The 15,165-nt window shown below is 60.3% G+C and carries 17 protein-coding genes; 13 read left to right on the top strand and 4 right to left on the bottom strand.

All coding sequences use genetic code 11. The features are described 5' to 3' along the window. Position 1 precedes the first annotated feature (1 nt). From BW974_RS19620 to BW974_RS19605, 4 genes are read left to right on the top strand one after another with little or no spacing between them, the layout of a single operon-like run. Positions 2–430 (top strand): DUF4212 domain-containing protein, encoded by a 429-nt coding sequence (locus tag BW974_RS19620; protein WP_076432097.1) that lies wholly within the window; start codon positions 2–4, stop codon positions 428–430. Beyond that, positions 427–2,070, top strand: a complete 1,644-nt coding sequence (locus tag BW974_RS19615; RefSeq protein WP_076432096.1) for a VC_2705 family sodium/solute symporter — start codon at positions 427–429, stop codon at positions 2,068–2,070. The genes BW974_RS19620 and BW974_RS19615 overlap by 4 nt, the downstream gene beginning before the upstream one ends. Before the next feature lie 54 nt (positions 2,071–2,124). Beyond that, positions 2,125–2,598: a universal stress protein gene (locus tag BW974_RS19610; protein WP_076432094.1), complete on the top strand. Its 474-nt coding sequence runs from the start codon at positions 2,125–2,127 to the stop codon at positions 2,596–2,598. Further along, positions 2,591–2,818 carry a DUF8119 family protein gene (locus BW974_RS19605; protein WP_076432093.1) on the top strand — a complete coding sequence of 76 codons (228 nt, stop codon included), beginning with the start codon at positions 2,591–2,593 and terminating at the stop codon, positions 2,816–2,818. The genes BW974_RS19610 and BW974_RS19605 overlap by 8 nt, the downstream gene beginning before the upstream one ends. A 37-nt stretch (positions 2,819–2,855) precedes the next feature. On the opposite strand, the gene BW974_RS19600 is transcribed toward BW974_RS19605, so the two are convergent. From BW974_RS19600 to BW974_RS19585, 4 genes are all read right to left on the bottom strand, one after another. Then, positions 2,856–3,473, bottom strand: coding sequence for a class I SAM-dependent methyltransferase (locus BW974_RS19600; RefSeq protein WP_076432091.1), 618 nt, complete (start codon positions 3,471–3,473; stop codon positions 2,856–2,858). Between the two features lie 118 nt (positions 3,474–3,591). Next, entirely contained in the window at positions 3,592–5,787 is a 2,196-nt protein-coding gene (locus tag BW974_RS19595) for an amino acid permease (protein ID WP_076432089.1), read from the bottom strand. Between the two features lie 67 nt (positions 5,788–5,854). Further along, complete coding sequence (locus tag BW974_RS19590) at positions 5,855–6,286, bottom strand: NAD-binding protein (RefSeq protein ID WP_076432087.1); 432 nt, start codon at positions 6,284–6,286, stop codon at positions 5,855–5,857. Positions 6,287–6,420: 134 nt separating this feature from the next. Beyond that, positions 6,421–6,882, bottom strand: coding sequence for an Lrp/AsnC family transcriptional regulator (locus BW974_RS19585; RefSeq protein ID WP_049972385.1), 462 nt, complete (start codon positions 6,880–6,882; stop codon positions 6,421–6,423). 317 nt (positions 6,883–7,199) lie between these two features. On the opposite strand from BW974_RS19585, the gene BW974_RS19580 reads away from it, so the two are divergent. The 9 genes from BW974_RS19580 to BW974_RS19540 are packed head-to-tail and all read left to right on the top strand — an operon-like array spanning position 7,200 to position 15,149. After that, positions 7,200–8,243, top strand: coding sequence for a monovalent cation/H+ antiporter subunit E (locus BW974_RS19580; RefSeq protein ID WP_175609750.1), 1,044 nt, complete (start codon positions 7,200–7,202; stop codon positions 8,241–8,243). Further along, the gene (locus tag BW974_RS19575; RefSeq protein WP_049972384.1) at positions 8,240–8,515 is read left to right on the top strand and encodes a cation:proton antiporter; all 276 of its coding nucleotides are present in this window, start codon (positions 8,240–8,242) and stop codon (positions 8,513–8,515) included. The genes BW974_RS19580 and BW974_RS19575 overlap by 4 nt, the downstream gene beginning before the upstream one ends. Beyond that, complete coding sequence (gene mnhG, locus BW974_RS19570) at positions 8,515–8,829, top strand: monovalent cation/H(+) antiporter subunit G (RefSeq protein ID WP_049972383.1); 315 nt, start codon at positions 8,515–8,517, stop codon at positions 8,827–8,829. Before BW974_RS19575 ends, mnhG begins: the two co-directional genes overlap by 1 nt. Then, a complete protein-coding gene (locus BW974_RS19565; protein ID WP_076432085.1) occupies positions 8,826–9,359 on the top strand; it encodes a DUF4040 domain-containing protein in 534 nt (177 codons plus the stop codon). Before mnhG ends, BW974_RS19565 begins: the two co-directional genes overlap by 4 nt. Continuing rightward, on the top strand, positions 9,356–9,844 hold the full coding sequence (locus BW974_RS19560; RefSeq protein WP_076432083.1) for an MnhB domain-containing protein: 489 nt from the start codon (positions 9,356–9,358) through the stop codon (positions 9,842–9,844). The genes BW974_RS19565 and BW974_RS19560 overlap by 4 nt, the downstream gene beginning before the upstream one ends. Further along, a complete protein-coding gene (locus BW974_RS19555) occupies positions 9,841–10,197 on the top strand; it encodes a cation:proton antiporter subunit C (protein WP_076432081.1) in 357 nt (118 codons plus the stop codon). Before BW974_RS19560 ends, BW974_RS19555 begins: the two co-directional genes overlap by 4 nt. Beyond that, positions 10,190–11,713, top strand: a complete 1,524-nt coding sequence (locus tag BW974_RS19550; protein WP_076432079.1) for a monovalent cation/H+ antiporter subunit D family protein — start codon at positions 10,190–10,192, stop codon at positions 11,711–11,713. The genes BW974_RS19555 and BW974_RS19550 overlap by 8 nt, the downstream gene beginning before the upstream one ends. After that, on the top strand, positions 11,710–13,431 hold the full coding sequence (locus BW974_RS19545) for a cation:proton antiporter (protein WP_076432077.1): 1,722 nt from the start codon (positions 11,710–11,712) through the stop codon (positions 13,429–13,431). Before BW974_RS19550 ends, BW974_RS19545 begins: the two co-directional genes overlap by 4 nt. Next, on the top strand, positions 13,431–15,149 hold the full coding sequence (locus BW974_RS19540; protein ID WP_076432075.1) for a Na(+)/H(+) antiporter subunit D: 1,719 nt from the start codon (positions 13,431–13,433) through the stop codon (positions 15,147–15,149). The genes BW974_RS19545 and BW974_RS19540 overlap by 1 nt, the downstream gene beginning before the upstream one ends. Positions 15,150–15,165: the final 16 nt, after the last annotated feature.

Genomic DNA, 15,165 nt, shown 5'->3' with positions numbered 1-15,165 from the left:
AATGACAGATAATAGCTCACAATCAGACGGGACAGCTCCCGACATCGAGACGGACGGCGGCGTCCAGACCAGTCGGCGGAACGTCAACTATCTCGACGCGCAAATCAACATTTTCAAACCGGCGACACCGTTCATGCGCGACCACCTCAAAATCGTGTGGACGATGTTCGTCGTGTGGGCCATCATCGTATTTGGCCCCGTAACGGCGACGTTTCTCGCACCCGACGTCATGACGAGCATCACCGTCCTCGGGTTCCCACTGCACTACCTGCTGACCGCGATGGGTGCGCCGAGTGGTGCGCTGATTCTCTCGTTCATCTACGCGCGAAAGCGTGACCAACTGGACGAGAAGTACGGTATCGACCACTCCACAAAGCAGGCCGCGCCGGACACCGAAACCGTCGCGCCCGACGGAGGGACCGAACAATGACCTTCACGCCGCTTCAACTGCTTCCGGACGCGCTCAACGCGTCGTTCAAAATCGTCCCGGCCGCCATCGTTTCGGGAATGTTACTGCTGTTTCTGGGCATCGGATACGCATTCCGCGTGGCCGACACCGAAGACCTGTGGGTCGCCGGTCGTTCCATCGGTAACGTCGAAAACGGGATGGCAATCGGGTCCAACTGGATGTCGGCGGCGTCGTACCTCGGTATGGCCGCACTCATTGCGCTGTCGGGGTATTACGGACTCGCGTTCGTTGTCGGCTGGTCAACCGGCTACTTCGTCCTACTCATCTTCATGGCCGCGCAGATGCGCCGGTTCGGCAAGTACACCGCACCCGACTTCGTCGGCGACCGATTCAACTCGGACACCGCACGCGCAATCGGCGCGCTGACGACGATTCTCATCGGGTTCGTCTACTCGGTCGGACAGGCCCGCGGCATGGGATTGGTCGGTATCTACGTCTTCGGTGGCGACTACGCCACTATGGTGATTCTCATGATGGGAATCACCGTCGGCTATCTCGCGCTGTCGGGAATGCTCGGAGCGACGAAAAACATGGCCGTCCAGTACGTCATCCTCATAGTGGCGTTCCTCGCAGGCCTGTACGCCGTCGGCTACACACAGGGTTATTCGACCTTCCTGCCGCAAATCGAGTACGGCGCGCTGTTGAGCCAACTGAATTCGGAGTTCACCGAACCGTTCAGCGGGACTAGCTACTTCCTGTGGATTGCGACGGCGTTCTCGCTCATCGTCGGCACCTGCGGCCTTCCGCACGTGCTGGTTCGGTTCTACACGGTCGAAAGCGAGCGAACCGCTCGCTGGTCAACCGTCTGGGGGCTGTTTTTCATCTGCCTACTGTACCTGAGCGCCCCCGCGTTCGCGGCGTTCGGAACCGACCTCTACGCGAAGAATGTCGGCCCCGTCTACGGAGCGAATGGAATGAGCGGCGCAGAGGGTGACGTAATCGTCGTTCTCGCATCGCAACTCGCGAACCTCCCGACGTGGTTCGTCGGCCTCGTCGCGGCGGGCGGTATCGCTGCCGCGATTGCGACGACCGCCGGGCTGTTCATCGCCGCCTCGTCGGCCGCGGCGCACGACATCTACACGAACATCATCAACCCCGATGCGACACAGCGCCAACAACTGCTCATCGGTCGTACCACCATCATCGTGCTGGGGGCCATCGTGACGGTTACCGCACTCGATCCGCCAGCGCTGGTCGGCGAACTCGTCGCGCTCGCCTTCTCGCTGGCCGGACTGGTGTTGTTCCCGATGTTCTTCCTCGGCCTGTGGTGGGAGAACGCCAACCGACAGGGTGCGCTCGCGGGCATGACGACCGGACTCCTCATCTGGACTGCCGCCGTGTTCAACGAACTCATCCTCGCCACCGAATCCGGCCCGCTCGTGCCGATTTACGCCGAAGTGTTCCCAGCGGTCGGGGCTGCACTCGTCGGAACGCCAATCGTGTTCGCCGTCACCATCGGCGTGTCGATGGCGACCAGCGAACCGCCGGAGCGAATCAAACAAATCGTTCGGCAGTGTCACAGCCCCGAACCGATGGGCCAACAGCAGAGCGCCGAGGACATCGTCGATGCAAAGAGCGGACACAGCCCCGCAGACGACTAGCTACCGATAGATAATCACCACCGAACTATCAACGAATCCCAAAGCCACTAATCAATGTACGAACGCATCCTCATTCCCACGGACGGGAGCAAAACGGCGGAACTGGCGGTCGAATCCGCGCTCGACATCGCCGAAAAGTTCGAGGCCGAGGTTTACACGCTCTACGTCGTCGATACCGACGCCATGGACGTGAGTCTCGGCACCGAGCAAATCGACCGCATCCGGGCCGGTCGATTCGGCGAGATGGACGACCTCGAAGACCGAGCGGGAGAAGCGACCCAGTACGTCGTCGAGCAGGGTCGAAACCGAAACCTTTCGGTCGAAGAGCATTTCCGAGCTGGACAGCCCCACCGAGTCATCGCGGATTTCGCCGAGGACTACGACATCGACCTCATCGTGATGGGCAGTCACGGTCGGAGCGGTGTCCGGCGGATGCTCCTCGGCAGCGTCACAGAACGCGTCCTCCGCTCCACGCATCGCTCGGTTCTTGTCGTGGACGAGCGAGCCGAACCGGAGGACGGTGAGTAACGTGCAGTTCACCGGAACAATACTCGACCACGTCAGGGAACATCGCTCTGGCATGGTCGCAGACCTCGCCTTCGCCGTGATTTGGGTCGCGGTCGTCACCGCCCTGTTCGACCTTCTTCAGGGACCGACGTGGGCGTACCACCTGTCCCTGTTCGCTGGCGTTATCGGCTACTTCGCCTTCTTCATGTCGCTGGAGTCGGCGCTCGACGCCGACTCCTAACACCTCGGTTGTTTTGTTGTTATTCGAATAACTGCCATCAGAGCACTCGAAACACGCGAACCGTGTCGCGACTCCCCGGTTCGCAGACGAGTTGGGCGAGGCCGAGGCCGGAGAACACCTGTTTCCAGTTCCGGTGATAGAGCGGGAAATCGTCGTGCACGTAACTGACTTCGGCATCTCCTCGGCCTCGTTGCGGGCTGTTACCCTCGTTCTCGGCGGTTATCAACAGGTCGCTCGTGACGCGAATCAGTTCCTCGAACACCCACTCGTTTTCGGGGTGGATGTGCTGCAGCGTCTCCACCGAGTAAATCACGTCGAAGGCATCGTCAGGGTATTCGGGAAGCACGTCCTCTATCGCGCCAGTTCGGAACGTCCCAGTCTCCGCGAGTCGCGGATACCGGTCGGCCATCACGTCGAACGACTCGTCGTTGATGTCGATGCCGGTGAGGTTTGTGTAGCCATCGTCGCGGAGGCGGGCGAGGTGACGGCCGGAGCTACAGCCGATTTCGAGGATTTTGGCGTCCTCGTCCGCGTAGTACTCGAACACGCTGGCGAGAGTGTCGCTCACCTCGTTCGAGCCGATTTCGGCGTAGTAGGCGGGCGAAAAATCCCCCGACCGTTCGGCCCAACTGCGATGATTGTCGTCCGGTTCCATACCGACCGTCTCGTGGCCGGAAAGTTAAGCGTCATCGTCTCACCCCGAAATACGGGGCAAATTCGGGTCGATGCCGTTCGGTCGTGACAGAGGTCTAGAGAAAAAATGCCGACGGCGGCTAGAAGACGATTCGGTCTACCAACCGACGTAAGAGGCCGGGACGACGCGATTCGTGTGGATAGACCGTTACCTCGGTGCAATCGACGGCGGTGCGCTCCTGCGAGTCGCTTCCGCCCCATACTCGGGTGACGACGCCGCGACGGATGACGACCTCCGGATTCGGGATGTTGTCGCCGCCGTCCGACCGGACGACGTTTGCGGACACCGACGCGGAGAGCAGTTCGGCGAGTTCCGCCTGATACTCCTCTATCGTCTGTTGGCGCTGATTTGATTGGCCGTCCGCCATGCTGAACTGGAGGGTGACGCGCCCGCCAGTTTCACGCGCGATGGCGTCGGCCACGGCGACCGTCGTCGGGTCATACGGGCCACCCTCGCTGGAGAGCACGACCTGCTGTGGTCGGTCGTACCCGCGATTTTCGACCAACAGCACGTCACACGGAGCGTGTCGAACGACCCAGTCGATTGGGTCGGCCAACAGCCGCGACCGCAGACGCAGTCGTTCGTGTTCTGCGACGACTGCGGATACGTCGCGCTCGCTCGCGAAATTGACGATAGCGCGCTTCGTGTCGTGACTGACGATTTCACCGTACTCGACCTCGACATCCAGTTCGTCGGCGAGCGTGTCGGTCTGTTCTTCGAAGCGAACGTCCGCCGGCGACTGGACTTCTGCGGCATGGTCGAGCGGTGCTTGGTCGGGGACTTCGTCGAACCGAACGACGATCAAGCGGCCGTCGTCTGGCCTGGCGAGGTCGGCCGCAAGCCGCAGTAGCGACCGCTCGCGCTCCAATTCTACGTCTCGTGTCAGTGCGACCAGTATCTCGTTCCCGTTCCGTTCGGTGACCGATTCTCCCGTCATTAGCGTCTCCGTTTCGGCGAGGACGTTTTTGCCGACTCGGCGACGGACAACGTCTGTTGCGACCCCCTCGCGTTCGATGCGTGGGCGCGCGTAAACTATATACCAGATAATGCTCCCGACGATGATAATCGCCGCTCCCACGAGCGGGACGAGTCCCATCTGCGTGAGCAACAGGAGGCCGCTGATGACGCCGAAGCCCTGCATCCACGGGTAGAGCGGCGATTCGAAGACGGGTTCGTAATCGGCGGCTCCGTGACGGAAGGCGACGACGGCGAGGTTCACCAGCACGAACACGAGAATCTGGAACGCGCTGGCCAACTTGGCGATTTCGAGGATTGGAACGAAGGCGATGAGTAGCAGTACGACGACGCCGGTCAGCGTGATAGCGGAAACCGGGGTGCCGAAACGGTCATTTATCGTCGCGAACGAGGGCGGAGCGAGTTTGTCGCGGCTCATGGCAAACGGGTATCGCGACGACGAAAGGACGCCAGCGTTCGCGGTCGATACCAGCGCGAGAATTGCTGCGCCGATGACCGCCCACACACCGGCTTGCCCGAGCGTCGCTTCCGCGGCGACCGCAACCGGGGTATCCGACCCTGCGATACTCCCTGCCTCGGTTACGCCGACCATGACGGCGACGATTGCGACGTACAGCAACGTCGTGAACGCAAGCGACCCGAGAATCCCTAGCGGGATGTTCTTCCCCGGGTCTTCTACTTCTTCCGCGACACTTGCGACTTTCGTCACTCCGGCATAGGAGACGAACACGAGTCCCGTTGCGGCCAGCAGCCCTTCCAAGCCTCCGACAAAAAACGGCTCGTAGTTGGTCGTTTGGGTGCTTCCAGCGCTTCCCGCAACGAACCAGCCGAGCGCCGCGAGCATGATGACGACGATGCCGACTTGCAGTCTACCGGTCTGTTTCGCGCCGAGCATGTTTACGAGAATGAGAAACGCCGCCAGTCCGAGGGCGACGGGTTTCACCGGCAGGTCGAACAGCAGGACGAGGTACGGGACGCCGCCGACGAGTGCGAGCGCGCTCTTAAACGAGAGGGAAAACCACGTTCCGACGCCCGCGATCGTCCCCAAAATCGGCCCCATTCCGCGCTCGATGTAGATGTACGTGCCACCTGCTTCGGGCATTGCTGTCGCCATCTCAGATTTCGAGAGGGCGGCCGGGACGACTAACACCCCGGCGAGCAAGTACGCGAAAATCACCGCTGGCCCTGCGATTTTGAGTGCCAATGCGGGGAGGATGAAGATACCGCTGCCAATCATCGCGCCGATACTGATAGCGAACACTGCACCGAGTCCGAGGTCCCGTTCGAGCGTTTTTACCATATATGAAATCCCTTCCTGTTATCGAGCGTAACAACTTGTGGTGGCTCTTGTACTGCGATTGTGGACATTACCATCGCTCCGTAATCACGTGGCTAAGAGCGGCCGTGGCGTCGATTGCCTCGATGTCGAGGTCTTCGAATGCGCTCACACGTTGTGGGTCGTTCACTCGTGCGATGACCCGGTTGACGCCGAACTTCGTCCGGGCCAGTTGCGCTATCAACAGATTTGCGCTGTCTTTCGGACTAATCGCCAAAATTGTCGTTTCTTCGTGGACGTCCATGTGACGGAGTTCGGTCGCATCGAGCGATGTGACGTGATGAACCGTCAGTTCAGGGGGTGGGTCGCTCGGTGGCATCGAATCCACCAGCGTAACCGACACTCCTTTGTCGACGAGTTTGGTCGCAACGTCGCGGCCGACGTGGTCACCGCCGACGATGCACGCGTCGGGACTGTCTGTCTGTCGTGTGTCGTTAATCGAATCCTTCTGTGACTGACTCATGGTATAGTTCTCTATTGTTCTCGCTCGGCTACGAGAAGCACCTTGAACTCTTTTGAGAGATGAACGAATATAAATGTAGCTTATTTTCTGCGCCTATCGGAAAAATACGGGCAAAATTTACTATTATGTCCTCTTCAGCATTTGAAGTCATCCGACGGACAGGTGTACTCGTTTCTGATGAGGTCTTCGTCCACCACCTCCAAGCCGAGTTCGTCGAGTTCGCGTCCGATACGACTCAAATCGTCGCTATCGTTCCCGACGACGCTGACGTGGACGTTGTTCTCCCCGGTCATTACTTCCGTCACGCGAACGACGCCGGGAACGTTGAGTGCGGCTTCGGCGAGTTCCTCCCGATTACGGACGGACGCGCTACAGATGATGAGTGTGTAGAGTTGGTAGCCCGCTTGTTCGTAGTTCACATCAGCATCGTACCCCTGAAGAATCCCGTTTTCCTCCAATCGCTCGATACGGTTCCGGACTGTGCTTGCAGAAACGCCTGCGGCTTCGGCGATATCGTTGGAGGTCGTTTTCCGCGCGTCGCGCTGGAGCATATAAAGAATCGTTTGGTCTAACTCGTCAATTCCTTCGAGTGTCATGTACCTGTTCTCGAATCCGTGGAATATATGCCTGTTGAATACGAGAGTCCGTACAACCCGGACTGCACTGGCCGACGATTGGATGTCGAACTGTTGACTTCTACTCTCGCGTAAGTAGGAATATACCGTCCGTTCTACACACGTTGCGTCGAATTATGGGGTGATTTTTTGACTAGGTCGCAGATTATCAGATGAGAATTGGCGAAACTGACTCGATAAAGAAACCCTTTAAACTGTGTGGTCAAAACGTTACGCGAAGCATCGATGTCACCTACTCTCGTTCGAACAGCAACCCCGCCTCTATCGAGGTGGTCACGCTGACCAGTTCACGGCTACTGGTCCCGGTTTCAGAGTCGAGAACCCTCCGGAACACGGTTGCGTATGTCGTTCAGGAAGCTCTCGAACGTGCCACCGAAACCGGTTCATCGGCAACAATCCACTTCGTCTATCCACTCTCGGAGCGACTCACGTACGATTCGGAGACGAAGGAAACGGAGACGGCTCACACGCTTCTCGACCGAGTGGCCGTTTGGGCCGAAGAAGACCTCGGCGACAATGCCGACGACGTGACCCTCGAAACCACGATGGTCGGCGCCCGCGAATACCTGTTCAGCCCTGCAGATTACGCCGATGTTTTCGTCCGGTACGCTCGTGACCACGACCTCGACTGTGCGGTGTTCGACCCCGGGTTCAATCCGATTGGAACAGCGCCGCTCCTGCCACCGTTGGAGGCTGAAGTCCGCAGGACGGGTCTCTCCGTCGAAGAGGCACCAGTCCAGCGAGAACGACGGAGTCCACTGCTGGTAAAACGCGGGACGCTCGCACAGTTCTTTTCTCTGTTCAGCGTCTCGTATCTGTTCTACCTGCTGCTCGCAGGTTCCCTTGCGCCGTTCGAACTCGCGACGGGCGCAATCACCGCCAGTATCGTCGCGGTGTCACTTTGGGGCATCTCGCTTACGACCCCGGTTCACCCCATCCGGACAATTAAACGGCTTGGACGGTTCGCACTGTACATCCCGTATCTGCTGTGGCAAATCGTGAAAGCAAACGTCGAAATCGCTCGGGTCGTTCTCCACCCCGACCTTCCAATCGACCCGAAAATGGTGGAGTTCGACGCCGCCGTGTGGTCTGAACTGCCAGTGACGACGCTCGCAAACAGCATCACCCTCACTCCGGGTACCCTCACGGTGGACGTTTCTCGACGACATTTCACCGTCCACACGCTCACCGGTAGCTCACGCGAGGATTTGTTCGACGGTTCCCTCGAACGAGCGGTTCGATTCGTTTTCTACGGACTCTCGGCCGCACGCATTCCGAGTCCGGTTGAGCGAATGGACAGGGACGAGGAGGATACTCGATGACGCTCATCAACGATATTCTGTTGACGGCCGCCGCGGGATTCGTCCTCACCTCCTTGGTCGGCGTCTACCGCATCATCAGCGGCCCGACGATGCCCGACCGCGTCATCGCCATCAACGTCATCGGTTCGAACGTCGTCATCGTCATCGCGCTGTTGGCGGCGGCTATCGGCGAACCCGGTGCGCTCGACATCGCGCTCGTGTACGCACTGCTCAACTTCCTGTTGAGCATCGCCATCTCGAAGTTCACCGTCGAACGCGGAGGTGTCCTGTGATGACGCCACGGGAAATCGCGGTGCTCGTGCTCGCCGCTGGCGGCGTCTTCTTCGCCGTCGTCGCCGTCATCGGACTGGTTCGACTTCCAGACCTCTACACGCGTGCCCACAGCACGTCGAAGAGCGAGACGCTTGGCGCTATGTTGACGCTCACGGCGGTCGCAATTTCGTTCGGCATCGACCTCTCGACCGTGAAGGTCGTCTTGCTCCTGTTGTTCATGTTCATCACGAATCCAACCGCCGCACACGCCATCACTCGTGCCGCAACCGAACAGGGTATCGAACCGTGGACCGTAGATGAGGACGAATCATGAGCGCGATAGAAATCGCACTACTGGTGTTCGTCCTCTCCTGTGCGCTCGCGACGGCGCTCCTTCGGGACGTTCTCGGTTCGATTATCGCGTTCAGCGCGTACAGCCTCGGCATCGCAATCGTCTGGGTGTTCCTCAGAGCGCCCGACGTGGGCCTCACGGAGGCCGCAGTCGGTGCCGGAGTGATGACCGTGTTGTTCCTGCTGACCATCGCAAAGACGGTTCGACCGACGGACAATCAGACCCTCGAAAACATCGATTTCCGTGCGTTGGGGGTCGCGGTCGCGCTCGTCGCGGTGCTTTCGACGACGCTGTTCGCGCTTCCGCCGGTTGGCGCCGCCGACTCGGCGGTCGCCACCGACGAGGTAACGGAGTACTATCTCGAAAATGCATACGAGGAAACGGAAGTGAAAAACGCTGTGACCGCCGTCCTCGCGTCCTATCGTGGGTTCGATACGCTCGGTGAGGCCGTCGTCGTCTATTCGGCAGGCGTTGGGCTGTTGCTGGTTCTCCACAAGGAGGCGTTCGAATGAACGAAGACACAAACGAGGGTAACGAGGCCGCGGTGAACGACTCACGGATACCCTACGTCGAGAGTCCCATCATCATGGCGACTGTCCGAGTCATCACGCCGTTCGTGTTCACGTTCGGACTGTTCATCATGTTCCACGGTGCCGACACGTCGGGCGGCGGCTTCCAAGGCGGCGTCATCGTCGGCACCGTCATCCTCATGCTCGGTATTGCGTTCGGCATCGAAACGACGCGCGACTGGGTCGGCCCGAAGCTTCCGGTCGCACTCATCAGCATCGGCGTTCTTGCCTTCTTGCTGACTGGCGTCGGTTCGGTGATACTCGGCGGCGGATTCTTGGAGTACTCCGTCTACGGTATCCACCACGCGTCGAAATACGGAATCGAGTTCGTGGAGTTAGCCATCGGCCTCATCGTTTCCAGCATCGTCACCGGCCTCTTTTTCGCCATCGCGGCCGGAATGCGGAACAGCGGAGGTGAGACTGCATGATAGACCTACTCGCGTCTCGAATCTACTACCTCGTCGCGTTCTCTCTGCTAGGTGTTGGCACGTACATGATGATAGGAAATCAGAACCTCGTGAAGAAAGTCATCGGTATGAACATCTTCCAGACGGGGATTTTCCTCTTCTTCATCGTCACCGCGTTCGTCGAGGGAGGAAGTCCCCCACTGCTGACCGCCCCGGAACCGCACGTCAGCCCGCTTCCACACGTGCTGATACTCACGGCCATTGTTGTCGGCGTGAGTCTCACCGCGGTCGCACTCGGCCTCATCGTCCGCATCTACAACGAGTACGGAACGCTGAACGAGGAGGCTATCCAGAAGGTGACCACCGATGAATGACCTCGCTCCCTTGCTGGTCGCGCTCCCCATCTTCGGGTCGATTATGGTGTTCCTCGCCGGACTCGTCCGGTCGGAATCCGGGTGGCCGATTGCAGTGCTCGCGTCGCTCGCGCAACTCGGTGCCGCGGGAATGATTGCGATTCGGGCGTTCGGCGAACAGCCAGTCCAGTACGTCGTTGGTGGGTTCACCGCACCCTACGGCATCGAACTCGTCATCGACGGACTTTCCGCGACGATGGTCGTGCTCATCGCGGTGGTCGCACTCGGTGTCCTTGGCTATGCACGCGTTGCGGGCCCGCGTTCAAACTCGTTTTACGCGACGTACCTGCTCCTCGTCGCCGGACTGACCGGTATGAGCATCACTGGCGACATCTTCAACATGTACGTCTTCCTCGAAATCACGGGGCTGGCGGCATACGCGCTGGTCGCAAGCGGCAGGGGCGGACGCTCCGCGCTCGCGGCGTTGAAGTATCTGCTCGTCGGAACCGTCGGCGCGTCGCTGTTCCTGTTGGGAATCGGCTACGCCTACGTCGCCACGGGAACGCTCAACATGGCCGACCTCTCACAGCAACTCGCGGTGGAGGGGTACACGTCAACGCTCGTGCAGGCGTCCTTCGGACTCCTCGTCGCTGGCCTCTTCGTCAAGGTGGCTGTCTTCCCAGTTCACACGTGGCAACCGGAGGCGTACGCCGGGGCACCGGATTCGGTGAGTGCGTACATCTCCGCGCTCGTCTCGACCGTCGCGGCCTACGCGCTGATGCGCATCGTCCTCTCGGTTTTCACCGTGGACTTCTTGGCCGCTAATTCGTTCGCTCGCACCGTCCTCGTGGTGGGTGCCGTGGTGAGCATCATCCTCGGAAGCGTTCTCGCGGTCACGCAGACCGAAATCAAACGGATGCTCGCGTACTCGTCGGTTTCGCAGTTCGGCCTCGTCGTTGGTGCTATCGCAGTCGCCAACGTCTCCGCGCTGACGGGTGCGATGATTCACCTCGTCGGCCACGCCATCATGAAAGGTGGCTTGTTCCTGACGACCGGCCTGGTCGCAAACTCGACCGGTGACCGCACCATCGACGGTTACGAAGGACTCGCCGAGCGCTCGTCAATCGGCGCGGCGGTGTTCGGCGTCCTCGCGCTCGCGATGGTGGGCGTTCCCCCGGCAGTCGGATTCGTCGGGAAGTGGTACATCGCGGTGGGTGCAGTCGAAGCGGAAGCGTGGCCGCTCGCGGTCGTTATCCTCGCGAGTACGCTTCTCACGCTCGCCTACTTTATCCGGATTGTCGAGCGGATGTACTTCCGTGAACCCGCAAAACCGTCCGAAGCAGTCGAAACCGCGGAAACCGAGATGGCCGCAAGCGTCGTTGCGGATGGACACGGAACCGATGCCGAACTAGCACCTGTCTCGACGGGGATGCGAGCGACGATTCTGGCGGCGGCAGTGCTGGCCATCGTTCTCGGCCTCGGTGCTTTCGAGTACGGACAGCTCCTCGAACCAACGATTGAACGCCTTCTCGCATGACAGAAATAGATTCCCTCAGACCGTTTGCGGCAGTGTTGGTATCGGCTATCGCTATCGTTCCGATTCTCGCCTCGCGAGGACGGCCGAACGTTCGAGAATTTTGGACCATCCTCGCGGCCGTCGCAAACCTCGGTATCGTGGCGAGCATGGTTCCGGGCGTCCTCGACGGAAACGTGTACGTCACCGACTTCGGAACGTTCGTTCAGGGCGTGCAGTTTTCCTTACAAGCCGACGCTCTCGGCATCCTGTTCGGCCTGTTGGCGAGTCTGCTGTGGTTGGTGACGAGTTTCTACAGCATCGGTTACATGCGCGGCTTAGACGAACACGACCAGACGCGATACTTCGCGGCGTTCGCGGCCAGCGTTTCCGCGGCAGTGGGAGTCGCTTTCGCTTCTAATCTGCTCGTCCTTTTCGTCTTCTACGAACTGCTCACGGTGGCGACCTATCCCCTCGTCGCGCACGACGAGACCGACGAGGCGCGCGCCGCCGGGAGAAAGTACCTCGCGTACACCTTCGGCGGTGGCGTTGCGGTACTCGCTGGCGCGGTGCTGGTGTTTTGGATGACCGGCACGACGACGTTCACGCCCGGCGGAATCGCCGACTTGGCGGACGCCGACCCGATGTTCGCTCGTGCCGCGTTCGCGCTGTTGATGACCGGATTCGGCGTCAAGGCCGCGCTCATGCCGCTCCACTCGTGGCTTCCCGATGCGATGGTCGCTCCGACGCCGGTTTCGGGACTCCTGCACGCCGTTGCAGTCGTCAAATCCGGCGTCTTCGGAATCGCCCGCGTCATCCTCGACGTGTACGGGCCTGACGTGGTCGCAGACCTCGGCCTCGGTTTGTTGTTGGCAAGCGTCGCGGCGTTCACGCTCGTCACCGCGAGCATCATCGCGCTCCGACAAGACAATTTGAAGCGCCGACTCGCCTTTTCGACGGTGAGTCAGCTTTCGTACATCGTCCTCGGACTGGCGGTGCTGAATCCGATGTCGCTCGTCGGCGGTCTACTCCACATCCCCGCACACGCGTTCATGAAACTCACGCTGTTCTTCTGTGCGGGAGCTATCCACGTCGAGACGCATACCGACGACATCAGCAACATGGCAGGTATCGGCAAGCGAATGCCGTTGACGATGACCGCCTTCGGCATCGCGGCGTTGGGGATGGCCGGAATCCCGCTGGTCGCAGGATTCGTCAGCAAATACTACCTGCTCATCGGAACCGTTACCGCCGGGGACGTGGTGTTCACCGGCGCACTGCTCGTTTCGGGCGTGCTCAACATCGCGTACTTCTGGCCGGTCATCTACACCGCCTTTTTTGAATCGCCCGGGAAGGCCGACCCGAAACCGGTCGTCGAAAACGTGCTGGGCGGCCGATACGGTGAAGCAGACGCAACTGCCGGAACGGCCACCGATGGCGGCCGTTCCCCCGACGACGACTCTATCGAGCGAGACGACCACGGATACGCACCCGACCACGAGGGTCAAGGAGCCATCGACCGGAGCGAAGCCGAGGCGCACATTCGACCGGAACACGGTCACGACGACAGCCTCGCGTGGGAACACCGTAGATGGAACGGCGACGAATCGACGTGGTTCATGCTCGGACCGATTCTCTTCGCGGCGGCCGGGTCGATTGTCCTCGGCATCGTGCCCGGCAGCGCCGTCTTCCTTCGAATCGTTAGGCTCATCGTCTCCGGCGTTACGGGGGTGACCGTCTGATGGTAGACCCACTCGTTCCGCCGTTCGTTCCGGTTCTGCTCGCCGCCATTTTACTGCCGTTCGTCGGTCGGAAAGTCGGCCACGCGCTCGGCATTCTGGCCACGGCCGCCGTCGTTCCATACGTTTGGCTGTCGCCGGAGGGCCAACACCTCCCCGTCTCGCTGTTCGGTTTCGACGCGGTTCTGTACAACGTGGACGGCTTCTCAACGCTGATGGGACTCATCTTCGGGTTCATCGGTGCAGTCGCCGTCCTCTACTCGTTCTACTCGAAGGCGGACTCGATTCAGACCGCGTTCGCGCTCTCTTACGTCGGGACGAGCCTCGGCGCGGTGTTCGGCGGCGACTGGCTCACGCTCATCCTGTTCTGGGAGCTGATGGCGATTACCAGCACCCTGCTTGTCTGGTACTACGGTGGTCGAGCAGTTCGCGCAGGCTTCCGGTACGCACTCCTGCACGGCGTTGGCGGGACGCTCCTGCTCGGAGCAGTGGTGTGGCACTACACCGAAGTCGGGTCGTTCCTGTTCACGGCGACCAGTGCCGATGTCGGTATGGCGGGTGACGTTGCACCAATCCTGGCCGCAATCGGTATCGGTGTCAACGTCGGGTTCGTCGGCCTCCACGCGTGGCTTCCGGACACCTACCCGCGACCGCACATCGCCGCGAGCGTCTTCCTCTGTGTCTACACGACCAAAACCGGCGTGTACGGAATGTATCGGGTGTTCCCGGACGGTCACCTCACCATCGCGTACATGGGTGCGTTCATGGCCGTCTTCGGCGCGAGCATGGCGCTCTTGCAGAGCGACATGCGACGACTGCTTTCCTACCACATTCAGTCGCAGGTCGGCTACATGGTCGCTGGCGTCGGTATCGGCGGCGCGCTCGCAACCGGCGGCGCGTTCGGCCACGTCTTCAACCACATTCTCTACAAGAGCCTGCTGTTCATGACCGTCGGCGTGATTATCTTCCGGACGGGGGAGGAGAACCTGAAGAAGGTGGGCGGCCTCGCGGGGAAGATGCCGATTACTGCCATCACGTTCACCATCGCGGCGCTTTCTATCGCTGGATTCCCCGGATTCAACGGCTTCGTCTCGAAAGGGATGGTTCTCGCGGCGGCGCACAAGAAACATTACGACATTCTCTGGTATCTCCTACTGGCTGGTGGCGTCGGAACCTTCCTCTCGTTCATCAAACTGGGTTACAGCGCCTTCGTCGAAGGTGAGTACGATAGCTCGGTAAAAGACGCCAACTGGGGGCAGTCGGTCGGCATGATTCTCGTCGCTGGGCTGTGTGTGGTGTACGGATTGTTCCCCTCGGCGCTGTTCGCTATCCTTCCCACGGAAGGGTTCGACTACACGACCTACACTCTCGGGCACATCGAAGAAGGGCTGATACTGGCAGCTATCGGTGCCGTCGGCTACGTGTTCCTGAAAAAACCGCTCAAGAAAGTCGGTCGTGTCCCTGACATCGACAACCTGTACAATCCACTCGCATTGTACGGAACTCGCGCAGTGGTCGTCGGGACGACGAATCTGTACGCTGGCGTTGACCGTGCGGTAGTGAAACTGTCACGCGTTTCGACCGATGCCGTCAAACATCCCGACTCTGCCCTCGGTCGGCTTACCGGCCACGGCCGCGTTCGCTTGAGTGCGGGCATCGGAATGAGCGTCGTCCTCGTGGTGCTCGTTCTGGTTAGCATCCTCTCGCTGATGCTGATATAATCTCCATCTCACGCTT

The sequence above is a fragment of the Haladaptatus litoreus genome, from assembly GCF_900156425.1.
GTDB classification, from domain to species: Archaea; Halobacteriota; Halobacteria; order Halobacteriales; family Haladaptataceae; genus Haladaptatus; species Haladaptatus litoreus.
This window is presented reverse-complemented; position numbering and strand designations above follow the sequence as displayed.

What these genes read in the sequence shown, in the direction of transcription:
- BW974_RS19620 (WP_076432097.1), top strand. Translation starts at nt 2, where the DNA reads ATGACAGATAATAGCTCACAATCAGACGGGACAGCTCCCGACATCGAG.
- BW974_RS19615 (WP_076432096.1), top strand. Translation starts at nt 427, where the DNA reads ATGACCTTCACGCCGCTTCAACTGCTTCCGGACGCGCTCAACGCGTCG.
- BW974_RS19610 (WP_076432094.1), top strand. Translation starts at nt 2,125, where the DNA reads ATGTACGAACGCATCCTCATTCCCACGGACGGGAGCAAAACGGCGGAA.
- BW974_RS19600 (WP_076432091.1), bottom strand. Translation starts at nt 3,473, where the DNA reads ATGGAACCGGACGACAATCATCGCAGTTGGGCCGAACGGTCGGGGGAT.
- BW974_RS19595 (WP_076432089.1), bottom strand. Translation starts at nt 5,787, where the DNA reads ATGGTAAAAACGCTCGAACGGGACCTCGGACTCGGTGCAGTGTTCGCT.
- BW974_RS19590 (WP_076432087.1), bottom strand. Translation starts at nt 6,286, where the DNA reads ATGAGTCAGTCACAGAAGGATTCGATTAACGACACACGACAGACAGAC.
- BW974_RS19585 (WP_049972385.1), bottom strand. Translation starts at nt 6,882, where the DNA reads ATGACACTCGAAGGAATTGACGAGTTAGACCAAACGATTCTTTATATG.
- BW974_RS19575 (WP_049972384.1), top strand. Translation starts at nt 8,240, where the DNA reads ATGACGCTCATCAACGATATTCTGTTGACGGCCGCCGCGGGATTCGTC.
- mnhG (WP_049972383.1), top strand. Translation starts at nt 8,515, where the DNA reads ATGACGCCACGGGAAATCGCGGTGCTCGTGCTCGCCGCTGGCGGCGTC.
- BW974_RS19565 (WP_076432085.1), top strand. Translation starts at nt 8,826, where the DNA reads ATGAGCGCGATAGAAATCGCACTACTGGTGTTCGTCCTCTCCTGTGCG.
- BW974_RS19560 (WP_076432083.1), top strand. Translation starts at nt 9,356, where the DNA reads ATGAACGAAGACACAAACGAGGGTAACGAGGCCGCGGTGAACGACTCA.
- BW974_RS19555 (WP_076432081.1), top strand. Translation starts at nt 9,841, where the DNA reads ATGATAGACCTACTCGCGTCTCGAATCTACTACCTCGTCGCGTTCTCT.
- BW974_RS19550 (WP_076432079.1), top strand. Translation starts at nt 10,190, where the DNA reads ATGAATGACCTCGCTCCCTTGCTGGTCGCGCTCCCCATCTTCGGGTCG.
- BW974_RS19545 (WP_076432077.1), top strand. Translation starts at nt 11,710, where the DNA reads ATGACAGAAATAGATTCCCTCAGACCGTTTGCGGCAGTGTTGGTATCG.
- BW974_RS19540 (WP_076432075.1), top strand. Translation starts at nt 13,431, where the DNA reads ATGGTAGACCCACTCGTTCCGCCGTTCGTTCCGGTTCTGCTCGCCGCC.